The 1,055-nt window shown below is 72.0% G+C and carries 1 protein-coding gene; it reads right to left on the minus strand.

Annotated elements, in window-relative coordinates; genetic code table 11:
* Positions 1-211: 211 nt before the first annotated feature.
* Positions 212-811: a TetR family transcriptional regulator gene (locus ACFU8Q_RS41665; RefSeq protein WP_384465494.1), complete on the minus strand. Its 600-nt coding sequence runs from the start codon at positions 809-811 to the stop codon at positions 212-214.
* Between the last annotated feature and the right edge of the window lie 244 nt (positions 812-1,055).

Raw genomic sequence — 1,055 nt, forward strand, 5'->3', positions numbered from 1 at the left:
TGGGCGGGGGCCACCGCAACTCCGGAGCGCGGCTGTGGGGGCGGAACCGGGGCTGGGGCGGGGGGCCCGGGCGTGGGTGGCGGATAGGCGGCGCTGGTACGGGGGGGGGGGGGTTTTCCACCCCCACCCGCCCCTTCCCTTGCCGTATCCGGGGGCCCGGCCCCCGGACCCCCGCTCCTCGACGGCCGGAGGGGCTTGGTCAGGCGCGCCCTCAACCCCTCTCCGCGTTCGGCCCCTTCAGTCCCTGCAGGGTCAGCATCAGCAGCCGCCCCGCCAGCTCCGGGTCGTCCGGCGACTGCTCCGCGGCCAGCGCGATCGCGTTCGTCAGCTGCATCAGGTCGTCGATGGACACATCCGTCCGCACGGCCCCGCTCGCCTGCGCCCGCGCCAGCAGCACCGAACCCGCCTCGCGCAGCGGCACATTGCACCGCGACAGTGCAGAAGTCTCGTCCCGTGACGTCGACATGAGCGCCTGGGCGAGCCCGCGGTACTCACCCGCATGAGTGATGATGGCGCCCAGCCACTCCACCAGCCCCGCACACGGCTGCTCCGCCCCCGCGAGTTCACGGGAACGGTCCATCAGGGACGCCAGGGCCTCCTGGAAGACGGCGCTCATCAGCGCGTGCCGGTTCGGGAAATGCCGGTACAGCGTGCCGATCCCCACACCCGCACGTCGCGCGATGTCCTCCAGGGACGCATCCGTGCCGTGTTCCGCGAACGCGGTACGGGCCTCACCCAGCAGCCGGTCGTAATTGCGGCGCGCATCGGCACGCATGGGCCGGGCCGGCGTCCGTGCCGTGCTCATCGACATTGCGCAGTCCTCCCTTTTTCCGCCCCGGGGTCCAGGATGCCATTGCGCATTCGGCGGCTTCCTCCGTATCCCGCGCCTCGCCCTTGCCCCGCTCGCCCGGTGATGGGCGCTGCGAGCGCTGTCTCTTATACACATCTCCGAGCTGCGCTACCGGGCCGACGAGGGCGGGCTCGCCAACCAGAGCTGGAAGGATTCGGCCCGCGCGATCTGCTTCACGGACGGCTCCCCGGCCAAGGGCGTGATC

The organism is Streptomyces sp. NPDC057543, assembly GCF_042801895.1.
In the GTDB taxonomy this organism is placed as follows: domain Bacteria; phylum Actinomycetota; class Actinomycetes; order Streptomycetales; family Streptomycetaceae; genus Streptomyces.